This is a genomic window from Candidatus Rhabdochlamydia porcellionis (assembly GCF_015356815.2).
Taxonomy (GTDB): Bacteria; Chlamydiota; Chlamydiia; order Chlamydiales; family Rhabdochlamydiaceae; genus Rhabdochlamydia; species Rhabdochlamydia porcellionis.
The window spans coordinates 940533-965409 of sequence record NZ_CP075585.1 but is presented as its reverse complement, the minus strand read 5'-3'; the positions used below and the strand labels follow the sequence as shown (position 1 = coordinate 965409).

24 protein-coding genes, 1 tRNA gene and 1 pseudogene are annotated in these 24877 nt (G+C 34.9%); 16 read left to right on the top strand and 10 right to left on the bottom strand.

All coding sequences use genetic code 11. The features are described from left to right. Positions 1-2: 2 nt before the first annotated feature. The 10 genes from ffh (at position 3) to RHAB15C_RS04410 (ending at position 7904) form a co-directional block, all read left to right on the top strand. Positions 3-1346: a signal recognition particle protein gene (gene ffh, locus RHAB15C_RS04455; RefSeq protein WP_194845335.1), complete on the top strand. Its 1344-nt coding sequence runs from the start codon at positions 3-5 to the stop codon at positions 1344-1346. Positions 1347-1364: 18 nt separating this feature from the next. Beyond that, positions 1365-1697 carry a 30S ribosomal protein S16 gene (gene rpsP / locus RHAB15C_RS04450; protein ID WP_194845336.1) on the top strand — a complete coding sequence of 111 codons (333 nt, stop codon included), beginning with the start codon at positions 1365-1367 and terminating at the stop codon, positions 1695-1697. A 12-nt stretch (positions 1698-1709) separates the two neighbouring features. Then, the gene (gene trmD / locus RHAB15C_RS04445; protein ID WP_194845337.1) at positions 1710-2378 is read left to right on the top strand and encodes a tRNA (guanosine(37)-N1)-methyltransferase TrmD; all 669 of its coding nucleotides are present in this window, start codon (positions 1710-1712) and stop codon (positions 2376-2378) included. 24 nt (positions 2379-2402) lie between these two features. Then, the gene (gene rplS, locus RHAB15C_RS04440; RefSeq protein WP_194845338.1) at positions 2403-2771 is read left to right on the top strand and encodes a 50S ribosomal protein L19; all 369 of its coding nucleotides are present in this window, start codon (positions 2403-2405) and stop codon (positions 2769-2771) included. A gap of 14 nt (positions 2772-2785) precedes the next feature. Then, positions 2786-3424, top strand: a complete 639-nt coding sequence (rnhB, locus tag RHAB15C_RS04435) for a ribonuclease HII (RefSeq protein ID WP_194845339.1) — start codon at positions 2786-2788, stop codon at positions 3422-3424. A gap of 50 nt (positions 3425-3474) precedes the next feature. After that, entirely contained in the window at positions 3475-4341 is an 867-nt protein-coding gene (locus RHAB15C_RS04430) for a YicC/YloC family endoribonuclease (RefSeq protein WP_194845340.1), read from the top strand. A gap of 13 nt (positions 4342-4354) precedes the next feature. After that, positions 4355-4948, top strand: a complete 594-nt coding sequence (gene gmk, locus RHAB15C_RS04425; RefSeq protein WP_194845341.1) for a guanylate kinase — start codon at positions 4355-4357, stop codon at positions 4946-4948. A gap of 9 nt (positions 4949-4957) precedes the next feature. Beyond that, positions 4958-5170, top strand: a complete 213-nt coding sequence (locus RHAB15C_RS04420; RefSeq protein WP_194845342.1) for a hypothetical protein — start codon at positions 4958-4960, stop codon at positions 5168-5170. Positions 5171-5180: 10 nt separating this feature from the next. Continuing rightward, complete coding sequence (gene metG / locus RHAB15C_RS04415) at positions 5181-7205, top strand: methionine--tRNA ligase (protein ID WP_194845343.1); 2025 nt, start codon at positions 5181-5183, stop codon at positions 7203-7205. Positions 7206-7589: 384 nt separating this feature from the next. Continuing rightward, entirely contained in the window at positions 7590-7904 is a 315-nt protein-coding gene (locus RHAB15C_RS04410) for a hypothetical protein (protein ID WP_194845344.1), read from the top strand. Positions 7905-7906: 2 nt separating this feature from the next. On the opposite strand, the gene recD2 is transcribed toward RHAB15C_RS04410, so the two are convergent. Further along, positions 7907-10078 (bottom strand): SF1B family DNA helicase RecD2, encoded by a 2172-nt coding sequence (gene recD2, locus RHAB15C_RS04405; protein WP_194845345.1) that lies wholly within the window; start codon positions 10076-10078, stop codon positions 7907-7909. A 96-nt stretch (positions 10079-10174) separates the two neighbouring features. Between recD2 and RHAB15C_RS04400 the strand changes: the two genes are divergently transcribed. Then, positions 10175-10246 (top strand) — tRNA-Asn (locus RHAB15C_RS04400). A 191-nt stretch (positions 10247-10437) separates the two neighbouring features. Here the strand turns inward: RHAB15C_RS04400 and RHAB15C_RS04395 are convergent. Genes RHAB15C_RS04395 through RHAB15C_RS04385 form a run of 3 tightly spaced genes read right to left on the bottom strand, consistent with a single transcriptional unit; the run spans position 10438 to position 12639 of the window. Further along, positions 10438-11406, bottom strand: coding sequence for an FKBP-type peptidyl-prolyl cis-trans isomerase (locus tag RHAB15C_RS04395; protein ID WP_194845346.1), 969 nt, complete (start codon positions 11404-11406; stop codon positions 10438-10440). Further along, positions 11403-12317 carry a hypothetical protein gene (locus tag RHAB15C_RS04390; protein WP_194845347.1) on the bottom strand — a complete coding sequence of 305 codons (915 nt, stop codon included), beginning with the start codon at positions 12315-12317 and terminating at the stop codon, positions 11403-11405. Before RHAB15C_RS04390 ends, RHAB15C_RS04395 begins: the two co-directional genes overlap by 4 nt. Continuing rightward, positions 12310-12639 carry a hypothetical protein gene (locus RHAB15C_RS04385; RefSeq protein WP_194845348.1) on the bottom strand — a complete coding sequence of 110 codons (330 nt, stop codon included), beginning with the start codon at positions 12637-12639 and terminating at the stop codon, positions 12310-12312. Before RHAB15C_RS04385 ends, RHAB15C_RS04390 begins: the two co-directional genes overlap by 8 nt. A gap of 570 nt (positions 12640-13209) precedes the next feature. Between RHAB15C_RS04385 and RHAB15C_RS04380 the strand changes: the two genes are divergently transcribed. Further along, on the top strand, positions 13210-14145 hold the full coding sequence (locus RHAB15C_RS04380) for a Kdo hydroxylase family protein (RefSeq protein ID WP_194845349.1): 936 nt from the start codon (positions 13210-13212) through the stop codon (positions 14143-14145). On the opposite strand, the gene dacB is transcribed toward RHAB15C_RS04380, so the two are convergent. Further along, positions 14139-15503 (bottom strand): D-alanyl-D-alanine carboxypeptidase/D-alanyl-D-alanine endopeptidase, encoded by a 1365-nt coding sequence (gene dacB, locus RHAB15C_RS04375; RefSeq protein WP_194845350.1) that lies wholly within the window; start codon positions 15501-15503, stop codon positions 14139-14141. The genes RHAB15C_RS04380 and dacB overlap by 7 nt on opposite strands. Positions 15504-15610: 107 nt before the next feature. On the opposite strand from dacB, the gene RHAB15C_RS04370 reads away from it, so the two are divergent. Beyond that, positions 15611-16924: an alanine/glycine:cation symporter family protein gene (locus RHAB15C_RS04370; RefSeq protein ID WP_194845351.1), complete on the top strand. Its 1314-nt coding sequence runs from the start codon at positions 15611-15613 to the stop codon at positions 16922-16924. A gap of 92 nt (positions 16925-17016) precedes the next feature. On the opposite strand, the gene RHAB15C_RS04365 is transcribed toward RHAB15C_RS04370, so the two are convergent. Continuing rightward, positions 17017-17307 (bottom strand): glycoside hydrolase family 3 N-terminal domain-containing protein, encoded by a 291-nt coding sequence (locus RHAB15C_RS04365; protein WP_246587524.1) that lies wholly within the window; start codon positions 17305-17307, stop codon positions 17017-17019. A gap of 89 nt (positions 17308-17396) precedes the next feature. Between RHAB15C_RS04365 and RHAB15C_RS04360 the strand changes: the two genes are divergently transcribed. After that, positions 17397-17723: a hypothetical protein gene (locus RHAB15C_RS04360; RefSeq protein WP_194845352.1), complete on the top strand. Its 327-nt coding sequence runs from the start codon at positions 17397-17399 to the stop codon at positions 17721-17723. Between the two features lie 17 nt (positions 17724-17740). On the opposite strand, the pseudogene RHAB15C_RS07260 reads toward RHAB15C_RS04360, so the two are convergent. Beyond that, positions 17741-17928 (bottom strand): annotated as a pseudogene (locus tag RHAB15C_RS07260) (IS5/IS1182 family transposase); the annotation flags it as partial. A 177-nt stretch (positions 17929-18105) separates the two neighbouring features. On the opposite strand from RHAB15C_RS07260, the gene RHAB15C_RS04355 reads away from it, so the two are divergent. After that, positions 18106-19854, top strand: a complete 1749-nt coding sequence (locus RHAB15C_RS04355) for a hypothetical protein (protein ID WP_194845353.1) — start codon at positions 18106-18108, stop codon at positions 19852-19854. On the opposite strand, the gene RHAB15C_RS04350 is transcribed toward RHAB15C_RS04355, so the two are convergent. The 3 genes from RHAB15C_RS04350 to RHAB15C_RS04340 form a co-directional block, all read right to left on the bottom strand. After that, a complete protein-coding gene (locus RHAB15C_RS04350; RefSeq protein ID WP_194845354.1) occupies positions 19851-20585 on the bottom strand; it encodes an AsmA family protein in 735 nt (244 codons plus the stop codon). The genes RHAB15C_RS04355 and RHAB15C_RS04350 overlap by 4 nt on opposite strands. Before the next feature lie 111 nt (positions 20586-20696). Then, on the bottom strand, positions 20697-22322 hold the full coding sequence (groL, locus tag RHAB15C_RS04345; protein WP_194845355.1) for a chaperonin GroEL: 1626 nt from the start codon (positions 22320-22322) through the stop codon (positions 20697-20699). A 21-nt stretch (positions 22323-22343) separates the two neighbouring features. Further along, positions 22344-22649, bottom strand: a complete 306-nt coding sequence (locus tag RHAB15C_RS04340; RefSeq protein ID WP_194845356.1) for a GroES family chaperonin — start codon at positions 22647-22649, stop codon at positions 22344-22346. A 272-nt stretch (positions 22650-22921) separates the two neighbouring features. Between RHAB15C_RS04340 and pepF the strand changes: the two genes are divergently transcribed. Next, positions 22922-24760 (top strand): oligoendopeptidase F, encoded by a 1839-nt coding sequence (gene pepF / locus RHAB15C_RS04335; protein WP_194845357.1) that lies wholly within the window; start codon positions 22922-22924, stop codon positions 24758-24760. The last annotated feature ends 117 nt before the right edge of the window (positions 24761-24877 follow it).

The following is a 24877-nucleotide window of genomic DNA, read 5'->3' as shown; positions in this document are numbered from 1 at the left end:
GCATGTTTGATTTACTAACCCAAAAGTTTCAAGGGATTATTGCTTCTCTAAAAGGAAAAAAAACCTTAACAGAAGATAATGTAACCGATGCTGTAAGGCAAGTAAGAATGGCTCTTTTGGATGCAGATGTAAATTACTCTGTTGCAGGGAACTTGGTTAAAAGGATTCAAGAAAAAGCTCTTGGAAAAGACATAGTCAAAACAGTCTCTGCTAGCGAGCAGTTTATTAAGCTTGTACATGATGAACTTGTTTTGTTTATGGGGCAGCAAGAGAATCCTCTTGCGTTACAAGAAAAACTAACGGTTATTATGTTATGCGGGCTTCAAGGTTCTGGCAAAACAACGCAGTGTGCAAAACTAGCTTACTACCTGAGAAAAAAATACGCTAATAAGAAAATTCTTTTAGCTGCTTGTGACCTGCAAAGACCTGCTGCAGTGGAACAGCTTAAGAAGCTTGCTACTGAAATAGGAGTTCCGCTTGTTGCTTTGAATCAAGAAATTGATCCTATTAAAGTAGCAAAGGCTGCAAAGGAAAAAGCTATTTTAGAAGGGTTTGATATTCTCATTATTGATACGGCAGGACGGTTGCATATTGATGAGGAATTAATGCAGCAGCTTATAGAGATTAAACAGGCCATTGACCCACAGGAAACACTTTTTGTAGCAAGTGCAGCTACTGGGCAAGATGCTGTGAAAACAGCTTTGGAGTTTGATAAGCACGTGCAGATTACTGGAACTATTTTAACTATGTTGGATGGTAGTTCAAGAGCAGGAGCCGCTATTTCTATTCAAGAAGTAACAAAAAAGCCTTTAAAATTTGAAGGGATTGGAGAAAAAGTTAGCGATTTACAGTTATTCAATCCTCATTCCATGGCAGATCGAATCTTAGGGATGGGGGATGTAATTAATCTTGTGCGTAAGGCTGAAGAGATTACAAGTAAAGAAGAAGCAAAAGCTCTAGAAAAAAAGATGCTAAAAGGTTCCTTTACCTATGATGACCTTTTAAAACAAATGAAGCTGCTCAAAAATATGGGACCTCTTAAAGGCTTATTAAAAATGCTTCCAGGTGGATCAGAGCTTGCAAATATGGATTTTGATGAAAAGGAGTTTGCTCGTCGATCTGCGATTATTTCTTCTATGACAAAAAAAGAACGCTTAGAAAAAGTAGAATTAGTGCCTAGTCGTAGAAGAAGGATTGCAGATGGGAGTGGAAATTCTATCGATCAAGTGAACCGCATGATTAAAGAATACAAAAGATTAAAACATATCTTTAAAGACATGCCAAGCTTACAACAAAAAATAGCAAAAAACAAAATCCCATCTTCTTTTAAAGGATGGAAATTTTAAAGAATACAGAGGAATCTTATGGCATTAAAAATTCGTTTTAGACAACAAGGATCTGCAAATAGGCGAACTTATCGTCTAGTATTAGCAGATGGACGAGAAAGACGCGATGGTAAATATATCGAGAAGTTTGGTTGGTATGATCCTAAAGCAACAAATGATTGTCTATTGAATGAGACAAGAATTAAGTATTGGATTGATCAAGGAGCGCAGCTTACCCCTAATGCCGAAGCTTTAGTTGCGCGGGCTCTTCCTGAGTTAATGAAAGAAATTCGTTTAAAAAAACAAGTCCGTTTTGCCAAACAAGCCAAGAAAAGAAGAGCTAGAAAAAAACAACCTGTGCCGGCTGCTTAAAATTTTTATCTTATGCAGATTGATATTCTTTCTCTTTTCCCTGAGTATTTTGAAAGTCCTTTTAACGTAAGTATTTTGAAAAAAGCCCAGGAAAGAGGACTTATACGTATCGATCTCATAAATATTCGCGATTTTGGTGAAGGTAGGTGGAAAAAAGTAGATGATCGTCCTTATGGTGGTGGCCCTGGAATGGTTTTAATGCCAGGTCCTGTAACTAGAGCGGTTCGTAGTGTAAAAAAAGAAAATACTCATGTGGTTTACCTTTCTCCTCAAGGAAAACCATTAGATGTAAAAACCTGTCAGAGACTAGCTGTATATCCTCATTTGGTATGTGTCTGCGGACATTATGAAGGGGTTGATCAGAGAGTAATTGAAGCACAAGTAAATGAGGAGATTAGTATTGGAAATTATGTTCTTACCAATGGTTGCCTAGCATCTATTGTTCTTGTAGATGCAGTTGTGCGGTTTATTCCTGGTGTTTTAGGAAATGAAGATTCTTTGTTGGATGAATCATTCCAAGAAGATGGAGTCTGTGAAGGGCCGTGTTATACAAGACCTGAGGTATTTGAAGGAAAATGTGTGCCTAAAGTTCTTTTGAGCGGTAATCATGCTGAAGCTCAAAGATGGAAGAAAGAGGCAAGAAAGAAACAAGATGCTATGCCTTGGGCGGTTAAGCAATAATTATTTAGTTGAAAAGGAAATACAATGATTCAAGATATGTTAATACAATCAATTGATGAAGATCAGCTAAAAACCGATCTTCCTGTGTTTTGCGTAGGTGATACGGTTCGTGTGCATCAACGCATTATAGAAGGAGAAAAAGAAAGAGTTCAGGTTTTTGAAGGAATTGTTATATCTCGTAAGGGAGCAGGTATTTCAGAAACATTTACTCTTTATCGATATTCTTCAAGTGGAATACAAAGGGTGTTTCTCTTGCATAGTCCACGGATCAATAAAATTGAAGTGGTGAAAAAAGGTAGTGTGCGTAGAGCCAAGTTATATAACTTCCGCGGTAGATCGGGTAAGGCAATAAAAGTAAAAGAACGGATATATAAAGCTCCAGCTAAAAGCTAAAAGGCTTGAATCTTATGTTTCCTCAAAGCGAATATAGTCGACTTGAGAGAATGACGGAATATGAACGTGCTTTATATAAACAAGGGTACACTCGGGTAGCAGGGATTGATGAAGCAGGAAGAGGCCCTCTGGCAGGGCCTGTTGTAGCTGCTGCTTGTGTTTTACCTAAAAATATTCTTATCTGCGGAGTTGATGATAGCAAAAAACTAACGGCTGCTGAAAGATCTGCTATTTTTGCAGAGCTCATCAAACTCGATGGAATTGATTATGCAATTGGAATCGTTTCATCAGAGATCATTGATGATATAAATATTCTTCAGGCGACGTTTGAAGCTATGAGAATTGCATTTTTTGGTTTAAAGGATTCAGCTGATTATCTTTTAGTTGATGGCAATCAGTTTATTCCTAAGGTGGCAATACCAGGTAAAGCTATTATTAAAGGAGATGCTAATTCACAATCCATTGCAGCAGCGTCTATTTTAGCAAAAAAAACGCGAGATGACCTGATGCAAGAGTATGATAAACAATGGCCTGAATACGGATTCTCACAACATAAAGGGTATCCAACAAAAAAACATTTAAAAGCTCTTGAACTTTTTGGACCCTGTCCTATTCATCGTCTGAGTTTTGCTCCGCTAAAAACCCAAACATAGTTGCTTTCTATCAAAGAATTTTACATAATAATGTTTCCATGATTAAGAGTATGACGGCCTATAGCCGATGCAGTAAAACCACCTCCGATGGGAGCTATATCTTAGAACTTCATTCGGTCAATCGCAAAATAATGGATTTTGCCATATACTTGCCTAAGGATCTTTTGCGATTTGATGTAGATTTACGTAAATGGTTAGCTCAAGACCTGGAGCGAGGGCAAATTACTGTACGTCTTTTAGTGCAACACGAGAATATCAATTCGGATAGTAATTATATTTTGCAATTAAGAAAATCTAAGGAAAATTGGGAAAATATTTCTTATGAATTGGGATATAATCCGGATAAAGCCATTGATTTTTCTTTTGTGCTTTCTCACTTTTCTCCGCCTATTTACTTTAACCAAGCAGAAGAAGAAAAAATTAAAGCATTTTTATTTGAATTAGCTCAAGAAGGTTTGAAGCAACTAGTAAAAATGAAACGGGAAGAAGGCAAAGCTATTGAAGCTGACTTGCAAAATCGATTGAAAAATATAGAAGAGACTTTGCAAAAAATTCACCAAAAAAAAGAGATCCCGATAGAGAGATACCGTAAAAGAATTTTGGAAGTTTTGAAAGCTTATCAGGCAAATTCTTCTGATTTAGTAGAAAAAGCGAGTAGAGAAGTGGCTATTTTTGCTGAAAAAATGGATGTTGCAGAAGAGCTTATGCGTTTAGAGACCCATGTCATTCATTTTCGTAATTATTTAATCTCTTCGGAAAAAGCAGTTGGTAAAACACTAGAGTTTTTAATCCAGGAAATGCAAAGAGAGATTAATACTTTAGGTAGTAAAGCAAACGATAGCGAAATCATACCTCTAGTAATTTATGTAAAAAGCGAGTTAGAAAAAATGAAAGAACAAATTCAAAACGTTGAATAGTAAGCCGCAGTTTATGTTATCAAATTTTTTAACAGGGTTTGTATTTGTTTTAAGTGCTCCAGCAGGAACAGGGAAAACTACTCTTATACGGATGCTATCTAATGAGTTTGACTCTATTGTAGAGAGTGTTTCTTATACAACACGTCCTCCTCGCTCTAATGAGGTAGATGGAAAGGATTATTTTTTTATTTCTGAAAAAGAATTTGAATCTAAAATAAAAGAAGGGGATTTCCTTGAATATGCAAAAGTCTTCGGGTATAATTATGGCACTTCCTGTGAATATGTACATTCTCAGCAGAAAAGAGGCAAGCACGTCTTCTTAGTGATTGATACACAAGGGGCAATACAGCTAAAAGAAAAAAAATTTACTGCAATTTATATCTTCTTAAGCCCTCCTTCGCTTGAAGTGCTTGAATCTAGACTTTTAAACCGTAAGACAGAAAATAAAAAAACTCTAGCTCGGAGGCTATCCTGGGCAGAGCAAGAATTAAAAAAAATTAGTTATTATGACTATCATATTGTAAATGATTCCTTGGAGCATGCTTATGCTGTTTTACGCAGTATTGTCATTGCTGAAGAACATCGTGTACGCCAACTTTCAACTTAAGGTTTTTTTATGCCATCGCTGTCTAAACATCCTCTTACAAATGAGTATTTGCGAGGACTATTTAAAAGTAATTTTGAATTAGCTAATCAAATCATTGAATTGGCGCGTTTTTATATTCGTTCTGGTAGAGAAGTGAATTTAACAAAATTACTCGATGAAACTAAACGCAATCCTCAAAAGGATTATATTGAAGTATTAAGTCAACTAGATTCTGAAGAATAATTGCAATTTCATGTCTCAAAAAATTTTGATTACCTCTGCACTGCCCTATGCAAATGGGCCTTTGCATTTTGGTCATATTGCAGGAGCTTATCTTCCTGCTGATTGCTATGCCAGATTTATGCGTCTTTGTGGTCATGATGTTCTATATGTTTGCGGATCAGATGAATATGGAATCGCAATTACCTTAAGCGCAGAATTAGCTAAACATAGTCCTCAAGAACATGTAGATTTGTTTCATGCGATCAATCAGCGTTTATTTTCTCAATTGAATTTTTCCTTTGATCATTATTCTCGTACAACTTGGCCAAAGCACAAAGAAACCACTCAGCAATTTTTCTTAGATTTATTACATAATGGTTATATTGAAGAAAAAATAACGAATCAGCTTTATTCAGAAAAAGAAGGCAAATTCCTAGCAGATCGCTATGTAATGGGAACTTGTCCTAAATGTCAGTTTTCTCAAGCAAGGGGAGATGAATGTCAAAGATGTGGGGCAAATTATGAAGCAACAGATCTTATACAGCCGATTTCCAAGATTTCAGGTTTGCCTCTTGTCCTAAAGTCTACTACCCATTGGTTTTTGCGTTTTGATTTTTTTAAACAAAAACTATCCGATTGGCTTATTTCCAAGGATTGGAAACCTAATGTTTTGCATTTTGCAAGTTCTTATGTAGAAGATTTAAAAGGGCGCTCCATTACTCGTGATATGGATTGGGGAATACCTGTCCCTTTACCTAATGCTCAAGGGAAGGTATTCTATGTTTGGTTTGATGCCCCCATTGGCTATATTTCAGCTACTAAAGAATGGGCAGAGAATCGAGGAAAACCTGAAGAATGGAAAAAATATTGGTTTGACCCTACAACAAAACTTGTACAGTTCGTAGGAAAAGATAACATCCCTTTTCATGCTTTATTTTTTCCTGCAATGATTATGGGACAGAATCAACCTTATAAACTTGTTGATGAATTGCCCGCCAATGAGTTTTATAATTTAGAAGGAAAACAATTTAGTAAGTCAGATAATTGGTATATTGAGCTTGAGCTCTTCTTTAAGTCTTTTTCAGCGGATCAGATTCGCTATACAATTGCTGCAAATGCGCCAGAAACCCAAGATAGCGAATTTACCTGGAAAGATTTTCAAATGCGCTGCAATGTAGAGCTTTTAGGTAAGTATGGAAATCTAATAAATAGAGTGCTTGTATTTACTAAAGAACTGCTCTCTGCTAAAGTGCCTCCTAGATTAGAGCTCATGGATGAAGATCAATTATTTTTGGATAAGATCAAAAATATAGTCAAACAAACAGAAACAGCTTATGCTTCTTTTCATTTAAGAAAAGCCTCACAACTTATTATGGAGCTAGCGCAAGCGGGTAATGTATACTTTGATTTGAAAAAACCTTGGATTTTAGCTCGAAGCCCAGCTACTTTTTCGCAAATGCAGACAACTATTTCCTGTTGTCTTGAGTGTCTTAAGGCCTTAGCGCTTATTTCTTGCCCCATTATTCCTCAAAGCGCGCAAAAGGTTTTTTTAATGCTTGGATTTGAAGGTTCCTTAGAAAAAGCTAACTGGTATCAGGTTTTAGAATCAACCATTGCTGTAGATACAGCTCTGCCCGAGCCTAAGATTTTATTTAATAAAATAGAGGACGAAACTATTGTGGAACAACAGAAGAAACTCTATTCTCATGCTCTAGAAAAACCTTTGAAGAATATAGAGGTGTCTATTGATGATGTGCGTAAACTAGATCTACGAGTAGCGCAGATTACAGCCGTAGAAAGAGTTCCTAAATCTAAAAAACTATTAAAGCTTTCCTTAGATTTAGGAATTGAAAAAAGACAAATTGTTTCTGGAATTGGTGAAAAAATATCTGATTTACTTTCTTTAATTGGTAAAAAAATAGTGATAATTGCCAATCTAAAACCCACTAAAATCATGGGGATTGAAAGCCAAGGGATGTTACTTTCTGCAGATACAGAACAAGGACCTGAGCCTTTAGAAGTATCTTTAGCTGCTATCGGTGCAAAGATTAGCTAACTCTTCTAGAGTTTATTCAAACCATTGCCAAACTATAAGAGGCGTCTTGAAGTTAATAATTATTAAAAGCTAACGCCAGATACGTTTATTTATAAATCATTTTTCTCTTTTTCTGATTGCATAGCCTCTCATTTTAGTTTCTAATGCAACCAGATCTTAACAAGATCTGATGGTCTTTTTAGTTTTGTGTTAAGCTCTTCTTAGATTGCGTATATAGCTTAATTGGTTTGAATACTTAATGAAATAAGTCTATGCAATCTTTTTAAAATTGAGCAAATTGCTTACTTATCAGTATTTTTCTGTTTACTATTCATATAAAATATTTGACTATATAAAACTTAACATGTCAAAATTTCATTCGAAAAATAGAACTCAGGGAGTTATATGTTGAATCTGGTAAAAATGCTTAACTGTACAAACGCTATTATTCATAATACTACAGGATATTCCTTTTCCCTTTCCAATATTCCTAAAAATATTAGTAAGGTAGCCTTTCCAGCTATTGCTTTGATAGGTGGAACTTATGTGCTTGCAAAAGCTGATAACACGTACAGAGATCCTGTAGAATGCTGTAGTTATGTCTCATGTGAGTATGAGAATTGCGTAATTGATTGTGTAGAAGGGGCTTTTCAAGCTTACCAAAATTTTTTTTATGAACTTGGCAAATGTTTACGAATTTGTGTAAAGAATTTTCCTTAAAATTAAATAGGTATCGTCTGGGATAGTTTTTTAGTTTGTATAAACTTTTGCATGGCTTGTTTTAAACCTGTATGACGCTTTAAAACATCTTCGTTTTTTATAGCGATAGCTAATGCTTTTTTTGTACCTACGAAAATCACCCGTTTTTTACCACGAGTAAGGCCTGTATATAACAAATTGCGATAAAGCATCTTAAAATGAGATGTATGTATGGGGATGATTATACAAGGGCACTCACTACCTTGATATTTATGGATAGATACTGCATAAGCTAAGATTAGCTCATCAATTTCTGTAAAATCGTAAGTGATGGTTTTTAAATCAAAGACTGCTTTAAGCGTTTGCTCGGTAAGATCCATTTCTGTAATTTTTCCTACATCTCCATTATAAACCTCTTTTTCGTAATTATTACGGATTTGCATGACTTTATCTCCTACTTGAAAAGAGCGTCCCATGCGATGTAGAGCTGTAGGAGAAGGATTGAGTTTCTGTTGTAGAACAACGTTTAAATTTTCACTACCAATAAGTCCTCTTTTCATAGGGGATAATACTTGAATGTCATCAAAACGATGAAAGCGATATACTCTAGGCAGTTGATTTACAATCAGATTTACAATAGTATCAATGACCTCTTGTGGGTCTTCTTTTTCTATAAATTGAAAATCGCTACGTGGATGATAGGAAATATCAGGAAATTGTCCTTGGTTGATCCTATGCGCATTGGTGACAATGAAAGAGCCTTCTGCTTGGCGAAAGATCTTTTTTAATTCTGTTACAGAAAGCCTCTCTGAAGCAATCAGGTCTTTAAGCACGTTTCCTGGACCAACACTGGGTAATTGATCGATATCTCCAATAAGAATAATTCTTGCATCATCGGGGACGGCTTTGAGTAAGTTGTACATGAGTTGAGTATCTATCATACTTGCTTCATCAATAATCAGTAAATCACAGCAAATAGGATTTTCTTTGTTGCGTTTGAACTTTCCTATTTTAAAATCCATTTCCAAAAGGCTATGAATAGTGGATGCTTTTTTTCCAGTAATTTCACTCATTCTCTTAGCGGCTCTCCCTGTTGGAGCTGCTAAAACAATCTGATTTGCAATCCTCTCAGTAATTGTTAATATGGCTTTGGTAATTGTACTTTTTCCTGTCCCTGGGCCACCTGTTATAATAAGAGCTTTAGCCTTAAGACCACATGCTACAGCTGTTAGCTGTTCTTCTGCTAAATCGATTAAGAGTTTTTGTTGGACCCAGGTTAAGGCCTTGTCTAATTGTACTGCACGTATTCGACAAGGGTGCTGTGTTAAACGCATCATTTCTCGAGCAATCCCCACTTCCATTAAAAAAAGAGGTTTTATCCATACCATCTGTTCTTCTTTAACAACTTCTTCTGATTGGATTAGTGAAGAAATACCTTCTGTAATGAGATCTTTAGACACTTCTAGTTTTGCTTCTACTTTAGGACCTAAGTCTTGGATAGGGTAGCATACATGTCCTTCTTGGCTTAGTTCCCACAGAGTATGCTCAATCCCTGCATAAATTCGCTCTTTAGCATCTTGTGCAATTCCTAATCCTTGTGCGATTAAATCAGCTGTTTTAAAACCAATACCATGAATATCTTTAGCTAAACGAAAAGGATTAGAGCGTACTTTTTCAATACTTTGAGCACCATACATTCTAAAAATTTTTTGTGCAAAAGAAGGACTAACATTGTGACCTCTTAAGAAAATCATCACATCTCTAATTGCTTGTTGTTCATGCCAACAAGTTTTAATTGTTTCGACTCTTTTCTCTCCAATTCCAGCTACTTCTAATAAGCGGTCAGGCTTTTGATCAATTACATCTAGTGTATTTAGTCCAAAGAGATTGACTATGCGCTCTGCATAAATAGGCCCGATTCCTTTAATCATTCCTGATTCTAAGTACTTTTGAATCCCTATTAAATCTGAAGGAGCTTGTGATTCAAAAGCTTTTACTTCAAATTGCTGCCCATGTTCAGGATGAATACGCCAAATGCCTTTACAGCGAATGGTTTCTCCTGGTTGGACAGAAGGCATAATCCCTACAATGCAAGTTAATTCTTTTTTTTTAGGTTCTTTTAAGCGAGCTACAGTGAACCCTTTTTCTTCTTCTGCAAAAACAATCGTATCGATAAAGCCGTAAATCTCTTCCATAGTTACTCCCAAAAAGATTGAGTTTACATTTTTTTATCAGAAACGCAAAGCTATTATTGCTCTAAAATACAACTCTTTATAAAATGGCTCTTCTGTTCCGGGTTAGCTCAGCGGTAGAGCAGTAGACTGTTAATCTATTGGTCGCAAGTTCGAATCTTGCACCCGGAGACACATTGATTGATGTGATGCTGCCATGAGCAATGAAAGTGGTTGTTGCAGTGTCACAAGCAATCTTTTATCTCTCAATTTTAAGATTGAAAAAGCTAAATTCAAAAATTCCCGTTTTTCATTCAAATTCAAACTTAAGTAGACCACTTTTATTTTCCTTACTAAATCCACTGCTATCTGGAACAAATTTATTAGAAGTTGTTTTGGCTCTTGTAGATCAACCACTGCAACTTATAAAGACTTTTTCTGTCTTCTGTAGATAAGACTGCATTTTTTTCTTGAAGAAAGGACAATACATTGTCAAGTTGTAATTGAGGCAATTTTTGTTTGTAAAATGACCAGGCTGCTTTTCCACAAAAGGATATATAATCTTCTTGTAGAGAAATTATATTAGTCTCATTTGGGTAATGAAGCTTTATAAGATCTACTGGAAGTAGGCAAGGATAAAAAGCTGTGTCTGTTGCTTCGCACTCAGCTAGCTCTACTTGTATGGAAAGAGCTTTCCCATTACCAAAATCAGAAAAAACTCCATAGGCAAATTCAGGATGAATATAAATTTCTCTTAACTCATGAAGACGCATTCCTAACATCCCATAAGCCATTCCAGGAATTAGCTCAGATAACATGCATGAAATAGGTCCAAAAATTGCATAATTTCCGGCAAGGAGATTATCTTCAACATCTTTTATCGTAAAATTTATTGTAACTTTGCTAATCTTATTATCAATACCCTTTTCATTTCCCTTTTTCAGGATTTTATAACAAATTTTATTGTCAATTAGAGAGATACTACCTTCTTCCTGTTTTTTTTGAAGATACTGCACAGATGTTTCTAAATTTTTTGTGATCTTTGGATCCGACATAAGTTGCGTTGCATATGTAAGGTAGGCTTGGACTTCAAGGCTTTTCTGGTTATTTGCTTTTTCTCGCTCTGCTATTTTAAGACCTTCGATGAAGGTTGCAAGCTGGGTATTGTCAGGAATCATTTCTTTAAGAGATAGTGCTATTAAAAGAGGGAGCTTCTCCTGCTCTTTTCTGGTTAAACACTGCATGATATTGCTTAGATTCAGGTTTCTTTTATTAAAGAGTGCAAAAATAGGATCTTTGCATAAGAAGATACATGTTGATGCAACTGTAAAAAAGAGAATTTTTTGAATCATTGTTTTAGCCTTTCAAGAACCTTTTCAACGAAATTTTTTTGATTTTGTAGATTGATCACCGCTCTTTCCGATTCTTTATAGGCAGCTAGAAGTTTTTTTGATTCTTCAGATTTTAAATGTAAGCTAAAAGGAATTTTAAGAATAATTTCATCTTCATTTTTTGGCACATAGAAGGAAAAATCTCTGAGCTCGTCTAATAGATTTTTTTCTCTGCCTCCTTGGCTGGCTACGTAATTAGTGATTCGTTCTTTTAGCTCATCTGCTGTTATTGGTTCGTTGGTGGATTGGAAGGGGGGATTTATTTTAGAGTATCCAAGAGCTTTTTTCCGAAGGGCATTTCCTCTCTCGTAAGTCAATGAATTCTCTACTCCATATCCAAAAAGAATCCCTTGAAGAGCTTCATGAGATTTAAACAAAGAGGAAAACCCATTAGATAAGATGCTATTTAATAAGTTCTGTTCATTTACTTGGGGCCCAAGTTTATATTGAAATAAAGCTAAGTTTTTTCTAACGATATCTTCAAATGCTTTTTTGTTAATGAGGATCAGTTCCTGAAAAGGCTTAGCTTTATTACTGGTAAAAAAAATAAGAAGATAATTTTTGCTCTGGGTATTTAATTGTTTCCAAGTATTGAATCCTTGAGTAAAAAGCACCGCATCTTTGTGCTCTACAGTACCAGGAATCGTGTTTTCAACAGATTTAAAAGTACATAGAAGAAGAGGTTTCTCTCCATACAGTACATATCCTGCAGTTGTAGTTTCAAAAAGATGTCTAAAAAAACTTTCTAAGTACTGGCTTTCGAGCTCTGTTAATTTCTTATAGGGATGCTGAGAGCACCCCATAGCTAGGGTAAAAAAAAGAAAAAGACAGTGTCTGCATTGAAAAGTTAAAATTTTTTTAATGTTAATCATAACATGTACAGTTCATAGGGCATAGTAATACACCACAGCCACCGCATATTTTACACCAACGATTATGGATTCCACAAGGGCCTCTTACAAGTTGTTTAATGTAGAGTCCTTGATCATCAAAACCAAGGCTTTTTGCTAAAGCTAAGGGTTTTCCGTCCAATGACCAAACCAATATGGTTTGACCGGTTATTTCAATTTGCTCTGGCTTGACATAGATTTTTTCTTCTTTTTGATGGCTACAATGTGCAGTGTTAGAAGTCCAGGCGATTAAAAACACTGAAAAACATAAAAATGATCTGAAAACTTTTTCTAGTTTGTTCATAAATTTCTCTTTTTCAATTATTTCCCTGCCTGTTACTGAGGGAAGTGTCTTTTATCAAAAAAAAGAAATCAAGCATATTTTTAATTTATGCACTCAACGAAAGTATCATTTATTGTTATCTTTATTCATACTAAAATCCAATTTTAAAGAGAATAAGCCTTGGAAAGAATTTTTTTTATGATTGCAGGCTTTAATAGAGGTGGAAAAGCCACAATGACCTTAAGGTTAATTACTAATCCAACAGAATATCAAGAAGTAGGTGATATCACTTAAGTGCAATCCAAAGTTGTATAATGCAACCAATAAATGAAGTTTTTTCTAAATTAGTATGATAAAAAGTTCTGATTTCTTTTTTATACCAGCTATTTATAAAAGAATAGCTTTCTTCTCTGTTTTTGGTTTCCTAGAGGCTTCACTAAATGTTTAAGAGATGAATGAAAGCTCTTTGTTCTGGAGTCTTGGTTTGTAGAATATCTATTAAATAATACTTTATTTTTTCTCTAAAATTAGATTAGAGTTTAAATAAATAGAATAATAATTTTTTGATTACCTGCAAACACTTGAGGTGCTATGGCTCAGTTAATTACAGTTGAAGAGGCAAATCTACAGCAAATAGATCATCATCAAAGATATTGTGAAGAACTAGAAAAAGGAAATATCCTTTTTTTCCCAAAGTGTCCCTTTGACTTGCCTCAAGAAGAGCTGGATTTTTTACTTTTACAAAAACAGACAGGTGCGGCTAATCGCAAAAATATTGCCTATAAACCACAACCTAATAAGATTACAAATGTTGTTGCTTTGTCAGAAGAACAAAAGATAAAGATGTTAGATATCATGCAGAGCTATTCTCGAAAAACAATGGATTTATTAGCTCATCTTTTAGCTCCTTATGCAGATAAATGGAAATTGGACTATGCGAGCTTTCGACCTTTCCAGGAAAAAGGTAGACAATTAAGAACAAGAGCACGTAACGATCTTTTGCATGTGGATTCTTTTCCTTCTCGCCCGGTACATGGAGATCGCATTTTACGATTTTTCACCAATATTAATCCTTTAGAAAAGCGGTATTGGATTACCTCCGATCCTTTTGAAACTTTAGCAGAGCTTTTTGGAGGAACAAATAAGTTGCCTTTTCCTCAAGGAGTTCATGAAACTTTTTCAGGACGCTTAGTCCGATCCTTAAAGAAAAGCGCTCATAGGCTAGGTTTGCCAATTACCCTGCGCTCTCCTTATGATTCTTTTATGTTGAATTTGCATAATTTCTTAAAAGAGAATAAGGAGTTTCAAGAGAATTGCCCAAAAGATTATTGGGAATTTCCTCCGCATTCTTGTTGGGCTGTATTTACCGATCAGGTTTCGCATGCGGCAATATCAGGACAGTATGCATTAGAACAAACTGTGATTGTTCCAAGATTAGCCCTTGTTATGCCAGAAGTTGCCCCTGTTTCTATTTTGGAGAAAATCACAAAGAGCTCCATGGTAGATTCTTTATTTTTAGCTCATTGATCTAACCCTTCCACCAAAAGATCTAAAAAAAGCGCTATTTCTTTTTTTATCTCTTTTAAAGGACCCTTATAATGGTTGCAGAAAATAGAAAATGCATATTGTTTTTTATCTCTAAGGGTTATGTAGCCAGCCAAATTGTAGATATTACTCATGCTACCTGATTTTGCTCGTAAGTGAGCATGTGGGATTTTTGGGAAAAACCGAAGTGTTCCTGTTTGGCTTAGTTCGGGTAAAGAGATGTATATAGGAAGGTATACATCAGAGATCTTAATATAAGATAAAAGTGTAACCATTCCTTTAGGGGTTAATAAATTGGTTCGAGAAAGCCCTGCTCCATCATGTACTTGAGAAGGGATATGCAAATCTTTTAAAAAATACTCTATGCGTTTTGTTCCTTGCTTGCTATTGCCTTGACCAATTGCTTTTAAAAGATGTTCTGCGTAAAGATTAATGCTAAATTGATTCATGGGTTGCAATAGCTCTTTTAAAGAAACAGACTTATAACGAGTAATCACTGTTTGCTGTGAGATACTTGCATTTTTCTCTCTAATAAGCTTAATACCTTTTGTTGGTTTTAGTTTTTTGCTCAAGTGTAAACCGCAAAGTAGAGCGGGATCAGGTATTGCAGCTTTTATGGTGAAACTAGTTTGATCTATAGGAATGCTGCCTCGATAAAACTGGATAGGAGAATACTCGGATCCAAAAACGCATACCTGGTCACCAGAGCCAGCTGAACCTGTAGTTACTTCATTATAGAAAGTTAAATTAGGAATAGGGGGATCTATTTTAATGACAGTTGTAGGATCATTTTCTTTTTCACCTGGTTGAAAAGTAATATAATATGTGTTTTGATTTAAAGTAAGTCCTGAGGCTCCAGCTCCATAGTAATTGCCTAAATCTTCAAAACTCCAAGATCTAGGAGCCAATGCTGTTTCAAAACAGCTTGTATCGATAAAAAGAGTTCCATTGATCTTAGTAATAAGAGATTGAAGATCTGTTTCCCATTGTAATAGACTTGTTAAGGAAGTAGTTGGGTCTCCTCCTCCTCGAATCCATAAATTTCCTTCTAAAGTTTTTTCATGATCGATATGACCTTCATATTCTAAACTTGTTGTAAATTGATAGTCTCCTCCTAAAAGAGCAACTGCTACTACGCTAGTTGGAATTTTCATCAAAGAGGCAGGTATGAAAAACTGCTCGGCATTTCTTTGATAAATGGGTTTTTGTGTATTAAGGTCTAATACATAGATTCCAATATGTGCTCTCTGAAATTGCTTCTGACAGAAGCAATCGGAGAGCTCTTTTGCAGAAAGATTTTTTGCTAAAAAAATTAGGAAGAAAACAAAATATTTATACATAGATTTTAAACATTTAATTTTTTTTAAAATACGATCAACTTTTAATCTTTTTACTGTTATTGTTTTTTACATATTACTCATGGGCATTCTTAAAAAAAAGGAGATACATGTATATAATAAAAATTATTGAATATTTTACTTTATTTATTGTTTTTCCAGCTATTGTTTGTTCTGGTACATATCTCACTTTAAAGCTACGTTTCGTCCAAATTTTTCAGTTAAAAAAAAGCTTTCTTTGTGTTACTAAAAAAAATGCAGGCCAAGAAGGTAACATTAGTCATTTTGGTGCTATATCTTCTGTGTTAGCAGGGAATTTTGGTACAGGCAATATATCAGGGATGGCTATAGCTATAGCTACGGGAGGTCCAGGTGCTTTAGTATGGATGTGGGTAATGGCCTTTTTTGGAGCAGCCATTCAATATGTAAGTTGTGTCTTGAGTATTTCCTTTCGTCAAAAAACTGCAAAAAATGAGTATGTAGGTGGTCCTATGTACTATTTAAGAGATGGTTTAGGTTATAAAATGCTATCTATCTTGTTTGCCGTTTTTACTCTTTTTGGTTCTATTACAGTAGGAAATTTTGCACAGATTAATTCTGTTGTTCTTCCTTTAGAAAAAATGGGGTTCAATCCTTTATATTGTAGCATAATTCTTGCAGTGGTAGTGGGCATAGTGATTTTAGGAGGCATTCAAAGAATTGCAAACTTTGCTTCCTATATAGTTCCTTTTAAAGCGCTCATTTATTTAGGCACTGCTTTTATCATTATTGCTTTGCAATACGATAAAATTTTACCTTCTTTTGGATTGATGTTTCAACATGCTTTTGGTTTTTCTTCTTTTATAGGAGGAGCTTTAGGAATAGGAGTGCTTAAAGCGATGACCACAGGATTTGATCGAGGACTTTTTGCTACTGATGCAGGAACGGGAATAGTGCCTATTTTACAAGCAAGCGCTCATGCTAAAAATCCTATTATTAATGGAATCACCACTTTAATTACCCCTTTAATTGTGATGATTGTTTGCACAACTACAGGACTTGTATTGATTATAACAGGAGCATGGCAAATTCCTGATCTATCTAGTACTAATATGGTTACCTATGCCTTTTCCCAAGGATTACATTCTGCAATAGGGGGGTATATAGTCATTATAGCACTTGTTTTATTTGCTTATACCACGATTTTAGCTTGGTCTTATTGCGGTGAGAAAGCCTTGGGTTTCTTAATAGGTAATGAAAAAGCGTATTATTTTAGATTTTTTTATGTACTTTTAGTTCCCGTAGGAAGTGTAATGAAAGTAAGTTTGATTTGGAGCTTAGCAGATATAGCTATTGCTCTGATGTTAGTAACTAATTTAATTGGAGTTATGAAGCTATCTAAAAGAGTGATTGCTTCTAGTCATCAATTTGAGTTATCCAGTTGATCTTGTATCTTTTCATAATTTGTTTTTGCTAAAGCCAAATTGCCTGGAAAAAGAGTAAATCATTATTTTAATCTATGAACAAGACCTCTTTCTTAGTCGATCGTAGTTAAAAGAGGAATTTTAGCTAGTTTTTGCAAACTTGTGCTTAAATCGTATATCTGTGAAGCAGAGACAAGACCATTGCACCAATTGTAATAAATAATTCCTCCCACATGCAGATCTTGTATAAGTATCCTAGCTTCTTGGTTGACCTCTTCTCCATGAAAATGTACCATCAGAAGTTGGCCCATTTTTTCCTCTAGGCTCATTTCGGAATGCGCATAAAAGATCAGACCAATAAAGATCAGTAAAGCGTAGTAAGGAAATAGATTTTTATATTTCATAGCTTTACTATATAAATGGTTTCTATATGATTTTTTTAAGCTTTTTGTTATCATATATCCTTTGTTAATTACACCTAGGAGAAAAAAAGATGCTATGGAAATTTGCTTTAAGCTCAATTGCTTTTTTAATGATGCCTGTTTGGGTTATGGCTTCTCTTATGATAGGAGTTTCAAAAGCAGAGATTACACCGCCTATTAATAGTCCTTCAGCTGGATATGCAAGAAACACGAACATGATAGGGGTATACGATCCTCTATGGGCAATGGCACTCTTTATTGATAACCCCCCTCGTATTAGCAAAGAAGAACAATGCTCAGTGATAAGTAAGACTTTATCTCAAACAGTGCAAAATATTTTTACTTCTGTCAGGGAAATTGAGACAACTGTTGATAAAAAACAGGAATATATTCATTAAACCTCTTTCGAAGCCCATTAACATAGCTCCAAATTATAAATGCCGGTAATTAGATTAAATCGCAGACCAAGCCTTTTCCGTCTATTTCTATAACGATCAGATAAAATTTGGAAAGAAATTGATTATTTCTTTTATCTTGTTTTGTTAAAGGAAGTTTCTTACTTTTTTTCTTGGGCGTTTGGATTTTAGTATGAAGTTTTTTAATTCTTCTCTTTGCTCATTACAATCGTTTCACATTTTGTAGATTTATCTTTTCTAATATGATTAATAAAAATTTTTAATTAGCTCAGTCTGTAATCTTTCATCTTATTTTATTTGTCCTAATATTTTGTAATTTGTAATATTCAAACTATATATAATCTTGAAATAAGAGTTTTTATTAATGATTATTAGTTTGTCAGAATATTATTATACTAATAGATTTATTCCCGCTTCTACAGATCCCACAATATTAAAGGTAGTTAAGGTAAGTGCTCTTATTTTCCTAGGGTTTTTTACCTTTTTTCTAGATTGTACACGCAGGTTATTAGTTTATAGAAATATTACACAGAAAAAAGATCTATTGCATTTTCCTTCTCTTGTAAAACACACATTGGATAGCACGGAAAGAATTCGAGACACAACAGCAGTTGTAGAGAGAGCTTCCACAGAAGTATACACAGATCAGTATTCGGTACATTTAGGAATACAAAGAGATGCATTGGAAAAATGCTTAAAGAAGGATTTTCAAGTAACTCCTGAAAATTTTTTAAAGAATTTGAAACTGTTTGTTGCAAAGGAGCCTATAGATTTTAAGTTTGTACCGATTTTTGGAGAAGGTCCTTTATCTATACAAGAACATTTAGTTAAAGTTGTAGAGAAATTATTAAAAAAACACTCTAATAATGAGTTATCCAAAGATTATGAAGAATATACGTATGCTTTAAGAGACGCTATTAATACAGAGGAATATAAGAGCAATAGATATGTAGAATTATCTTTTATTATTCAAGAGCTTTGTCTTGCTAAATTTGTTAGTACAAGTTTTACTGAACTTCAAGAAAAGATTCTTAGAAATATGCTCGAATCTAATTTACTATTAAATGTGAGTAATATAAGTGAACAAATAAAGAAAGATAACGAAATTTTAAAGAAACATAGGATTAGAGGAGTCAAACATTCAGTTTCATTGAACTGGGAAAAATTACGTAACTCAATCGGCATCAACTCGGATCAACTCTCTAGTGCAAATATGCCTGAGAGAAGGTCCATTCATAAGATTAAGCAAGATTCTAAAGACTATAGCATTGATTATATACGTTATCCAACACCAACCATTCAACTTTTAGGTTCGGCAGTTATAGCTTCTGAATTTATAGGATTTTTAGATTATACACAAAAAAAAGGAATCTCTTTCCTGCATGTAAATCACCAGTACATGGATAAGGAAAGCAATAATCCTATGCATTTTGCAGATAATAACCGAGCAGAAGCCATTCAAAAACTTGAAGAGACATATGCTGAAACTTTTCATTTTCTTTCTTTGCCTTTTGATGGTCTTGTTATTGATGAAATAGATAAAGGAAGTCTTACAGATTGGAAAAAAAGCCTAGTAGAGGTTTTGATAAAAGAGAAGAGAGGATTTAGACTTCCTAAAAAATTCAAAAAATCTACTGCAAGAAAAAGAGAAGAGATAAAGCAATTACTTAACAAATTGCACGAGATCTATTTTCTTGGGAAATCAAAGCTTAATAAAATAGAAAGACGGGTTTTGTTAGTTGTTTTTTATTCTTATTTGAAGGAGTACTTTAAATCAGAATATCAAATTCGCATAATGGCATCTGTTTGTAAGGATAATAAAGATCGAGGAAATGTAAGCGCCTGCATTGATGAGGCTTTATTTAATCTTAGATTGGGAAAAGAAAAAGATCCACAAGCTCTGAAAGATCTACATTTACGTATCCTGAGCCCTTTTATCTTTAGAAAAGAGGGGATTGTAGAGCATAGACTGAAGTTTTTAATTGACCTTCTCAACCATATCGCTACGTTAGTCGATGATCAAAAAGAAAAGATTCGCGCCTTTAAGGTAAATGAACAATACCAAATTGTCGATCAATGGATACCCAGATCCAATGAAGATGTTAGGATTTAACTGACTAGCTCTTCTTCTAGCACTACCTTTGTATTAAAAATCTTTTTGAGGGGGTTTAGAATCTTCTTTATGCCTTTTTCTGGGTTTTTGATTACATCCTTGATCAAGTTTTGTAGATTTTGTTCTAGTAAAATGTGCTTGATCATCTCTTGTATGACAAGGGAGGTGATTTGATTAGCGGGAATGCCTTCTTCACTACTGACGTCATTTAATTCAATTCGATCAATGTGGCGAAGGCGTTTAACAGAGTTTCCTTCAGAGAGATAGACTAGATCTACATCAATATTGGTTAAAATTAATTTTTGGATTAAGACAGTGCGGAAAGTGCTTGTAGAGGAAGAGCTAACTTGATCTATAATTTTGGACCAATTTCCATCTGTACTTAGAGGAGATTTGAATTCTAAACCGAGGTATACGTTGTCAATTTCGATTTGATCGATAACAACGTGTCTTTTTAGATAGTTAGTAAAAGGGGCTAGGGAAAATAATCGATCGCAGGAAAAAGCTTTTGGTAAAACAGATCCTGATGGGTTACCGATAGTAATTTTATCTATATCGATCCTATTCCAATTGAGATGAATATCATCTATTTGCACAGGGACATGTATTTTTTTGGATAAGTTATTAGAAACAATATCAGGTAGTCTAGACTTAGCGATAAATGCGAAAATAATTAACGCTAGAAGAATAATAACAACGAGCTTTACCAACCCAAAGCAAAATGATTTCACGAGAACCTCTTCTTTTTATCTTAAATTTTCAAGATAAATAAAAAAAATCTTTGATGCAAGAAAACAAAAAAGGCGCTTAAATCTTTAAGCGCCTTTTTTGCCATTTACAGATTAATAATCTGCACCTGGCATACCAGCTGGGCTTGGCATCTTCTCTTCTGGCTCTTGCGCAATGATCACTTCCATTGTCAAAAGCATTGCAGCAGTAGATGCTGCTGTTTGAATAGCAAAAATAGATACGTTTGCAGGATCGATAATCCCTTTTTCTAACATATCGCAATAACAATCATTTAAAGCGTTCCATCCTTCATACGTGCTCATTTTAGCTACGTTTTGAACGATAACAGAACCTTCACAACCTGCATTCTCAGCAATTTGACGTAAAGGCGAACTTAGCGCTTTTATAACAATATTTACCCCTGCTTTCTCATCAGGATCGGTTAAACTATCGCACAGCTGTTCTAATTCTGGGATGCAACGAATGAAAGAAACTCCACCACCTGGCAAAATACCACCTTCTACAGCAGCTTGGGTTGCATGAACCGCATCATCTACACGGTCTTTTTTCTCTTTCATTTCTACTTCAGTAGCAGCGCCTACACGGATGATTGCTACACCGCTTGAAAGCTTGGCAAGACGCTCTTGCAGCTTTTCGCTGTCGTAGTCAGACTCAGAAGATTTGATTTGAGAACGCAATAATACTTTTTGCTCTTCAATTTTTGCTTTATCTCCAGCGCCTTCTACTAAGGTGAAGCTATCTTTACCGATTACCGCTTTTTTAGCGCGGCCTAGCATGTCAAGTGTTACTTTCTCTAATTTAAGACCAGTTTCTTCTTTGATCACTTGGCCACCGGTTAGAATAGCGATATCTTCTAGAATCGCTTTGCGTCTATCTCCAAAACCAGGAGCTTTTACAGCGCAGATCTTAAGACCTGTAGTCAAACGATTGTATACAAGTGTTGTTAAAGCTTCACCTTCTACATCTTCTGCAATGATCAAGAAAGGACGACCTGTTTCAGCAACCGATTGCAAAATAGGGACAAACTCTTTAACGGAAGAAACTTTTTTTTCATAAAGTAAAATATAAAGATCTTCAAAAACACATTCCTGTGTTTCTCGATTCGTTGCAAAGTAAGGGGATACATAACCGCGATCAAGGCTCATTCCTTCTACAACATCAAGAGTTGTTTCTAGTCCTTTGCCTTCTTCAACTGTTATGGTTCCATCTTTACCTACTTTTTCCATAGCTTTAGCAATGGTTTGTCCAATATCTGCATCTCCATTAGCAGAAATTGTTGCTACTTGCTCAATCTCGAGCTTGTCTTTAATAGGTTTACTCAGCTTTTTAAGTTTTGCGATAGTTGCATCGGTAGCTTTATCAATTCCTCGCTTAATTGCTGTAGAATTGGCTCCAGCTGTAGTGTGGCGTAAACCTTCGCTATACATAGCTTCGACTAAAACAGTAGCAGTAGTGGTTCCGTCCCCTGCTTTATCAGCTGTTTTACTAGCTGCTGCTTTAATCATTTGAGCGCCCATGTTCTCGTGCTTATCTTCTAATTCAATTTCTTTAGCAACTGTTACGCCATCTTTTGTTACAACAGGTGCACCATAAGATTTCTCGATAGCAACATTTCGCCCCTTAGGACCTAAAGTTACTTTAACTGCAGAAGCGAGTGTACGCACTCCTTTTAAAATCTTCTGATTAGCTTCTTCTTTAAATTTCATGTTTTTGGCCATATTAGATAACTCCTTTTTGGCTTAATTGATAAGTGCAATAATTTCGTTTGCTCGTAAGATAACGAATTCTTCATCTTCAATCGTTACTTCTTGACCAGCGTATTTATCGATTAAAACCTTGTCTCCCTCTTTAACTAAAGTGGGAATTGGTTTCCCTTCAGGTGTAGTAGCTCCTGTACCAACAGCGATAACTATAGCAAATTGCCCTTTTTTCTTAGCTGTATCCGGAAGTAAAATACCACCTTTTAGTGTTTCTTGTTCTTCTATATGCTGAACAAGAACGCGATCTCCTAAAGGTTTAAATTTTTTTTTGGTTGCAGTTGTCATTTTCATCTCCTTTTAAGTAAAGGGTTGAAGGAAATAATAAAAAGAGAGGATATCTCTCTTTGTAAATTTGTTAAAAAAAACTTCAGGCCTTATTATAGAAAAATAAGGGAATTTTGACAATGTAAATTAGCACTTTTGACGTTATAGTGCTAAAAAATATCAATAAAAAAATTTAATATAGACACTCTTACAGAGATAGAGTTGACTAATCAAAGAGATTTTGCGTATGATAGCATCTTAATATTAAAGTTACTTAAGTTTAAGGTGCATTTATGACAACAGAACAGGTTTATACCCCGTCTTTTAATTCAAGAGAGCAAATGCAGAAAAATGACTGTTGGGATGTAGAACAGCTATATAGCTCCTGGGAAGTTTGGGAAGATCAAATGCAGCTTTTTGCAAGAGAGAAGCAAACCACTCATTGGCCAGAGATTGCAGTTTTTGAATCTAGCTGGCAAAAAGACTCAGAGCAATTAAAGGAACTTATTGAGACTTGTATGGAGATTGAAAGGCAACTATCTAAGCTTTATACTTATGCTCATTTAAGACACGACGAAGATGTAGCAGAAGAGGTTGCAAAAATAGCTATGTCTCGTATTAGTACGGTTTTATATGCCTTTCGCCAAGAAACAGCATGGATTGAGCCTGCTTTATTACGAGCACCGGAGAAAGCGTTAGACGCTTTTATTAAGGATCCTATTTTAGCTCCTTATCGTTTATATTTAGAAAAGATCATCCGCCTTAAAAACCACACATTATCTCAAGAACAAGAAGAACTAATGGCTCTTGTAGGTAAATCTCTAGAAACCTCTAGCCAAGCATTTGAAGCTTTTAATAATGCAGATTTAAAATTTCCAGATATATATGATAGTAAAGAAAATAGGCATGTTTTAACTCATGGTAGGTATTTAACCCTTTTGAAAGAAAAAGATCGTACATTAAGGGAAAATGCATTTAAAACACTACACCGTGGTTTTTTGGCTTATGAAAATACACTTAGTGAATTACTACAGGGTCAAGTACAAAAGCATGTCTTTGAAAGAAAAGCACGTAAATATCCTTCCTGCTTGGAGGCTGCTCTTTATGTAAATGAGATCGACCCTCAAGTCTATTTTTCTTTGATTCAGTCAGTGCATGAGCATTTGCCTTCTCTACATCGTTATATTTCTTTGCGTAAAAAGTATTTAAAAGTTTCAAGCCTGCATGCCTATGACCTATTTGTGCCTCTGGTAAAAGATATGGAAATGGATGTTGATTATGATACAGCAGTGGAGTGGATTGTGGCTTCTTTATCTCCCTTGGGAGCAGCTTACCAAGAAATTGTTAAAAGAGGGTTAACACAAGATCGTTGGGTAGATCGTTATGAAACCCCACGCAAACGCTCAGGTGCCTATTCAAGTGGATGTTATGATAGCATGCCTTATATTTTGATGAATTACCAGGGAACATTTAATGATATGATGACTTTAACTCATGAAGTAGGTCATAGCATGCATTCCTATTTCAGTCGTTTAAACCAACCTTATCAATATTCTCAATATGGCATTTTTGTAGCAGAAGTAGCTTCTACCTTCCATGAAGAACTGCTCTTTCGCTATTTGTTTAACCAATCGCAGACAAAAGAACAAAAGGCATTCTTAATTAATCAGAAGTTAGATGCCATTCGATCTACTTTAATTCGGCAAACTATGTTTGCCGAATTTGAGTTAGCCATGCATGAGAAAGTGGATTCCTCTCAAGTTTTAACACCAGCTGTCTTAAAGGATCAATATCGAAAGCTAAATGAAGAATATTTCGGTAAAGATTTTAGCTTAGATGCAGAATTAGATGTTGAATGTTTGCGTATTCCTCATTTTTATTATAATTTTTATGTATACCAATATGCAACAGGAATTAGTGCTGCTCATGCTTTAGCAGAAAAAGTTTGTAATGAAGGATCTTCTGCTCGGGAAAAATATTTACAGTTTTTATCTGCTGGTTCCAGTAAAAATCCTTTAGATCTTCTAAAAGAAGCAGGGGTGGATATGCGCTCTACAGAATCCGTTAAGATTGCCATGCACTCTTTTGATCAACTAGTAACTCAATTAGAAAAATTTCTCGAAAGACCTTAAAGCAGATTTTTCTAGCAGGATAGCTCAATATAAAGTATAATTTTTTATGGCAGCATTATTTAGGGTAAAATAAATAAAAAGCTGCTTTATCATAAAAAATTATATTAAATATTAATT